Raw genomic sequence first — 5,911 nt, 5'->3', positions numbered from 1 at the left:
TTCTTATGAGCAGCCTTTTCTTACTTAGGCTATTCTCTATCGCTCTTACCTTTCCTAGCATTCTGCTTTTGCCTGCTTGATTGCTTGTAAAAAATTTATTTTCCTGTATCTTATGCTTTCAACTGGCTGGTGCTGGAGAGGCTCAATGTCTCGGATATTGCGATTTCCTTAGTGTTTTCGCTAGTAGAGTGGTTCAATTCCCTCCCAGTTATATGACTATTCCTTCTGGTAGCTTTACAGACTTGTAGTTACTAGACTCTAAAATCATTTCCCTCGTAATGTTTGTAGCAGTTAGGAAGTTCGCTGATCTTAAGTTACATCCTTTGAAGCTTACGCCCTTGCAGTCTACACCTTTAAATATCGCACTCTGTAGTTCGCAATCTTTAAAGGTTGCGCCTTTGATATTACAGCCTTCAAAATTTATACTCTTTAGTTCTGCTTTAATGAATTTTGCACGTTCTAGATTTGAATTTTGAAATATACACTTTCTTATCTTAGTATCTATAAATTGGGCAGCTTGCAGTTGGCAATTCTTTAGCGTGACGTCTTTCAGAGTACTCCTAGAGAAGTCCACACCAATTAAGTTTGAATCTGCTAGTTCTAGCGATTTTATGTTTAAATCGCTCAGTTTTCCATTAGACATTTTAACTTTATTGACTCCTAGTGCTGCAAGATACCTTACATAGCCATAAAATTTAAATGATGCGTCAGAGCCAGAATAATATTCTAGGTTAGCTAGGTCGTTTTCAGCCTCCTCTATTGAATCGTTTTTAGCCCTTCTGATATCAAACCAGTAAAGAACTACACCGACTATCAATAGGTCGATAATCCCTCCGTGAATTCCTACTAGAAGGTCTTCAAAGAATTCTTTGTCATACAATCCCCATGTTGAGCTAGGGAATATTGTGTCACTGACAATTCCCCAAAATCCAGTAATAAGAATTGTAATAAATGCTAAAGCTATTAATATAAAAATTGTAGTTTTCATTCATAGTCCCAGTTTTTTTTAGCAATCTTATACTTTACTTTCCCGAAAGGATATTTTTAATAATATGACATATTGAATATGTACTTATTTGATTGAGTAATAAGTTAATTTATTATTAAGCCAGCATATACCGTGGGTACAATATCCACTATGTTACTATTAACCCAAGGCATACTGGTAAGGGGAAACCCCTTAACCCCAACCCCTCACAAAAAGCCGTGAGGGGTAAAAAAACAACCGCTACTCGTGAGGCTAAAATGGCAAGGACAAAGTGGCTAAAAATCAGAGTATCTGACGATGAGATATTAGACATTAAAAAGCGTGCAGGCAGACATGATATGTCAACCTATGCTCGTAGATTGATACTCGATCAGCCGGTAGCCGCGCCTGAACCTAAGACCAAAAAAATCGTGCATAGTGCCGATCCCGAATTGGTGCGAGCCATTAATCGCATCGGTATTAATATCAACCAAATTGCCAAGCAGACCAATACAGGGCAAGAAGTCGGTAATGCCGTACTAATCGCCTTACTGGATTTGCAAACCACGCTAGACAAAGTACTAGCATCGAGTGTGCCCGATGATCGTTAAATTCTTCACCAATGGCACTGGTGGTAGCAAAGGCGTGTTTGACTACTTGCTTAAAGACAAAGAGCAGCCCGACGGCAAACGTCTTGGTGCCGAAGTTTTGAGAGGCGATATAGACAACCAAGCCTTGCTCATTGATAGCCTCGACTTTAAGCAAAAATATACCAGTGGCTGCTTATCGTTTACCGAGACCGCCAACCAAGTAACCCAAGAACAAAAAAACGCTTTAATGGACGGCTTTGAGCAAACCATTCGAGCAGGGCTAGACGTTGATAGAGTAAGTGTTAGTTGGATAGAACACAGAGACAAAGGCAGATTAGAGCTGAACTTTGTCTTTGCGAATGTCGATTTAGAGCATGGCCGTGCGTTTCAGCCCTATGTTCATAACGTAGATAAGCGCCGTGTCAACGCATGGAAAGACATGCAGAACATCGAGCATGGATTTACCGACCCCAATGATCCTGCCAAAAAGCGATTAATGGCGCAGCGTGACAACTTACCAAGGGATATTAAAGACACGAGGCAAGCCATTACTGACGGATTAAAATCGTTAGTGGCTCAGGGTGCGATAACCAATCGTGACGGCGTTATTCAAGCCCTAAAAGATGGTGGCTTTGAGATCGCACGTGAGACCGACAAAGCAATCAGTATCAAAAACCCAGACCCCAAAGCAAAACGAAATATTAGGCTGACAGGCGGATTATATGAGCGAGATTTTAACTTTAGCAGAGAAGTTCAAAACACAGTCACAGCAGCAAGCGAAGACTATCGAGCAAGAAGTACAGAACGCTACGATGCAGCTAAACAGCTTTATGACAGCGAAATTAAAAGAAAGCGAGACTATCATCAAACAAGGCATGGAAAGCCTCGACTTGAGCAACGAGCAGCTGCTCGCGATGTTAGCCAAGCATCAAACCGATATGAGTACCGCCCTACAAACCTATATGAGCAACGTCCAAGCCCATTTAACCCAAGATTTAAACCAACTCGCAGAACAGACAGAGACGATGATAGAGAGCTACACACAGCACATCGCGCAGCTGATAGAGCAGCGAGAGGACAGGATCGCGCAGGTCATCAGATCAGAAATGAAGAAATGGGCAATCGTAGCCAGTTTGGTCGCACTTACGATACTGGTGCTAGGCATCATCATAGGGGCAGTATCAGTCAACAAGTTCTCAAAACCGACCTACATCATTCAAAAACCGCAAACACAGATGCAGCAGCCGATCAACTATGGGCAGAGGTAGATTATGGACAAGAGACTACTAGAGCAGGTACAGCAAGCGATGCAAGCACAACAAGATACGATCATACGCCAAGAGAAGATGCTAGACGGCCAACAGCGATACATGGAGCAGCAGCTGCGCAAGAAAGACCAAGATATAGCGGAATTGACCGCCTCATTGAACAAATTGGCAGAGACGAAGACGAAAGAGTTGGAACGATTGCCGACGTTGTTCAAGGAGTTGCAAACTTCAATGACAGAACAAACGAACGTGTTCAATGGCTGGGTCGCATATCAGAAAGAGCACGTAACAACGCAATCAACGTTGATAAGCGAGTTATTGGCGTTAGGGAACGTACAAATGCAGCTCGTAGCGCAGTTGAAGACGTATCAGAGCACGATAACACCGCCCGACTATCTAAAGAGCGATACGACGCAATTAGAGAGCGATACAGTGAAGTTAGAGGACGGATTGAGCGAATTAGTGAACGCACAGATCAAAATAGAGCAGTCACAAGCGAAAATAACCGGATCGCAGACGGCAATACAAGAGGAGGTGAAGAAATTAAACACGCTGCTGAGCAAGTTAGAGAGCTAATACAAGCCAAAGAGCAAGAACTTGAGCGTGCTAAAGCGCCCACAAGGTCAAGGTCTCCGAGTATGGGTCGATAGCTAAGGCAAGACATAGTAGAGTAAACACTGTAGATACAAGCTAAGGCTTGAAGTCTCTACAGCGTATCAATCTTAATTTTAACCACTTTGAGGAATATAACGACTATGAAACTATTAAAAAGGATGCTTAGTAGTGGATTGATAATCTTAGGATTGTTATCTGGAGTAAGTGCATCAGCTAAAGTTGGTTATACACATATAGATGATACAGGCCTTGATATGAGTGGAGCTATTACCTCAACTTTTGATGAGGTCAAAATAGATGCTGAGGAAGGATCACCTGATTCTCAGTTCGTGCTTGCTAACATGTACGATCATGGTAATGGTGTTCAGAAAGATGAGGTCAAAGCAGTCGAATGGTATAGAAAAGCCGCTAAGTCAGGTCAGATGGAAGCACAAGCTATCCTTGCTATTAAATATGAAGATGGCAATGGTGTTCAAAAAGATATTTCAAGAGCTTTAAAGTGGCATTTGATGGCTGCTGAACAAGGGCATGATGGAAGTCAGTCTTTGCTTGGCACTAAATATTACTACGGTATAGGCGTAAGACAAGATCATACAAAAGGTATTTACTGGTTAAAAAAGTCGGCTGAGCAAGGTAATAAATATGCACCTTTTACTCTTGGCAGAATATATGAAAAGGGCGATGGTGTTCTACAAAACAAAATCACAGCAAAAGAGTGGTACGGAATCTCTTGTGATAATGGATATGAAGACGGTTGTGATAAGTATCGAGAACTGAATGAGAAAGGTCGCTAACATCCATTTCGTCCTAAATTTGGTACATTGCGTCAACTCATAATAATAGGTATAAGTTTGATGGAAAACGTGGTTACAATCATCTTCGTTCTGTTAGTAATATTGGCTGTAATAGGCGCAATTTGGCATTGGATATTAATGTGGAGATATAGCAAAGCTTTATTTTTGTCGTCAATATTTATACCGCTTATCCCTACAGTTTATTTTTACTTTAAGTGTTGGAAAGACAAAAATGTAAAGAAAGCTTTTTATTTACAAGTGCCTGCTATGTTGTCAATATTTATATTAATCATATTCGTAGGTCTGCAACCGTAATATATAACCTTCAGAAACAGCCAGTTGTTTTCTATAAAAATGTTTATAAAAAACAATGCACTAAGCAGTATTGTTTTGATCCAAATATCAAGAATGACGTAGGTACGAATTTTTAGAGCGATGGCCGCCTTAAATGGCGTGACTTTGAGCGGAAAATGCTATTTGACGTGAAAGTTATGAAAGCGTAAACTCAAATGCTAGAAACGACTAACCCCCAGTGCTACCAACACTAGGGGCTAGATGAATTTTAATCTGTGTCAGCAGATATAAAACCCATTTTTCGATACGGACATTTTATATCAGCAGGCGCACCAAAACAAGTGTGCGTGATGTTAATACTACCGGAAATATACGAAGCACTCCCTCATAAGCCTTATTGCACCGATGATTTAGGTCATCTTGTCATTCGCCCTAGGCAAACCGCCGTCAAGATGCGGTATATCCAGCATAACCCTCCTTGCATGACCCACTTTATCTGCCTAGACATTGATCATAAGCATGGAGCAATGCGTTGGGCGGAAGAATACCTACCACCGCCACGGTGGACAAGCCAAAACCCCTCAAACGGACACGCTCATATTGTCTATGAGCTAAAAACACCTGTTTGCACCAGTGAGCACGGCAGTCGTAAAGCCTTAGATTATCTTGCTAAAATACAAGCAGGACTTGTCAGAGAAACAAAAGCAGACGTTGGCTATACCAACTTCATCACTAAAAACCCAATGCACGGCCATTGGCGTACCGAAGTATGGACAAAAGAAGCCTACGAGCTAAATTATCTAGCAGATTTCGTTGATCTAAGACCTTTAACAAACAAAGAGAAAGAATATGGACTTGGTAGGAACTGCTCCTTGTTCGACACTGTTCGTCATTGGGCGTATTCTGCGATTAGAGAGCATCGAGGAAAGACTTGGGAGCAATGGTATAACTCAGTGCTTAAACATGCTCAAAGCGTGAATATGATGTTTTCAGAGCCATTACCTTACTCAGAAATCAAAGCCACTGCTAAAAGCATTGCAAAATACTGCTGGAAGCGTGATGCATACCACTATAATGAATTTATTTACCGCCAAGTAATTAAAGGTAGTAAAGGCGGTAAGATATCTAAACGGAAGCCTGTAGCCACATCGGAGCAATCGCTAAAACCTTGGATAAAGTTAGGAATATCAGAAAGCACATATCAAAGGCGAAAAAGACTCGGCAAAATTTGACAGTGGATAAGCCTAAATCAGATAACAGCCCGTTCTTATGAGCAGCCTTTTCTTACTTAGGCTATTCTCTATCGCTCTTACCTTTCCTAGCATTCTGCTTTTGCCTGCTTGATTGCTTGTAAAAAATTTATTTTCCTGTATCTTATGCTTT

General features: G+C 41.2%; 6 protein-coding genes. 5 read left to right on the top strand and 1 reads right to left on the bottom strand.

Annotated features, from left to right (window positions below; genetic code table 11):
* Nucleotides 1-208: 208 nt before the first annotated feature.
* Nucleotides 209-988: a pentapeptide repeat-containing protein gene (locus tag A7325_RS12380; RefSeq protein ID WP_068408595.1), complete on the bottom strand. Its 780-nt coding sequence runs from the start codon at nucleotides 986-988 to the stop codon at nucleotides 209-211.
* Nucleotides 989-1,245: 257 nt separating this feature from the next.
* Between A7325_RS12380 and A7325_RS12375 the strand changes: the two genes are divergently transcribed.
* From A7325_RS12375 to A7325_RS12355, 5 genes are all read left to right on the top strand, one after another.
* The gene (locus A7325_RS12375) at nucleotides 1,246-1,578 is read left to right on the top strand and encodes a plasmid mobilization protein (RefSeq protein ID WP_068408593.1); all 333 of its coding nucleotides are present in this window, start codon (nucleotides 1,246-1,248) and stop codon (nucleotides 1,576-1,578) included.
* 701 nt (nucleotides 1,579-2,279) lie between these two features.
* Nucleotides 2,280-2,825, top strand: coding sequence for an MbeB family mobilization protein (locus A7325_RS14315; RefSeq protein ID WP_227515017.1), 546 nt, complete (start codon nucleotides 2,280-2,282; stop codon nucleotides 2,823-2,825).
* Nucleotides 2,826-2,828: 3 nt separating this feature from the next.
* Nucleotides 2,829-3,401: a hypothetical protein gene (locus tag A7325_RS14310; protein ID WP_413771801.1), complete on the top strand. Its 573-nt coding sequence runs from the start codon at nucleotides 2,829-2,831 to the stop codon at nucleotides 3,399-3,401.
* Between the two features lie 179 nt (nucleotides 3,402-3,580).
* Entirely contained in the window at nucleotides 3,581-4,234 is a 654-nt protein-coding gene (locus A7325_RS12365; RefSeq protein ID WP_068408589.1) for a tetratricopeptide repeat protein, read from the top strand.
* A 569-nt stretch (nucleotides 4,235-4,803) separates the two neighbouring features.
* A complete protein-coding gene (locus tag A7325_RS12355; RefSeq protein WP_227515016.1) occupies nucleotides 4,804-5,760 on the top strand; it encodes a replication initiation protein in 957 nt (318 codons plus the stop codon).
* Nucleotides 5,761-5,911 lie beyond the last annotated feature (151 nt).

Source organism: Psychrobacter sp. SHUES1 (genome assembly GCF_001652315.1).
Taxonomy (GTDB): domain Bacteria; phylum Pseudomonadota; class Gammaproteobacteria; order Pseudomonadales; family Moraxellaceae; genus Psychrobacter; species Psychrobacter faecalis.
Note: the sequence above shows the minus strand (reverse complement) of the source record. Positions and strands in the feature narration are given on the sequence as shown.

Excerpts from the sequence above, each read along its gene's own strand:
- A7325_RS12380 (WP_068408595.1), bottom strand. The coding sequence starts at position 988 with ATGAAAACTACAATTTTTATATTAATAGCTTTAGCATTTATTACAATT.
- A7325_RS12375 (WP_068408593.1), top strand. The coding sequence starts at position 1,246 with ATGGCAAGGACAAAGTGGCTAAAAATCAGAGTATCTGACGATGAGATA.
- A7325_RS14315 (WP_227515017.1), top strand. The coding sequence starts at position 2,280 with ATGAGCGAGATTTTAACTTTAGCAGAGAAGTTCAAAACACAGTCACAG.
- A7325_RS14310 (WP_413771801.1), top strand. The coding sequence starts at position 2,829 with ATGGACAAGAGACTACTAGAGCAGGTACAGCAAGCGATGCAAGCACAA.
- A7325_RS12365 (WP_068408589.1), top strand. The coding sequence starts at position 3,581 with ATGAAACTATTAAAAAGGATGCTTAGTAGTGGATTGATAATCTTAGGA.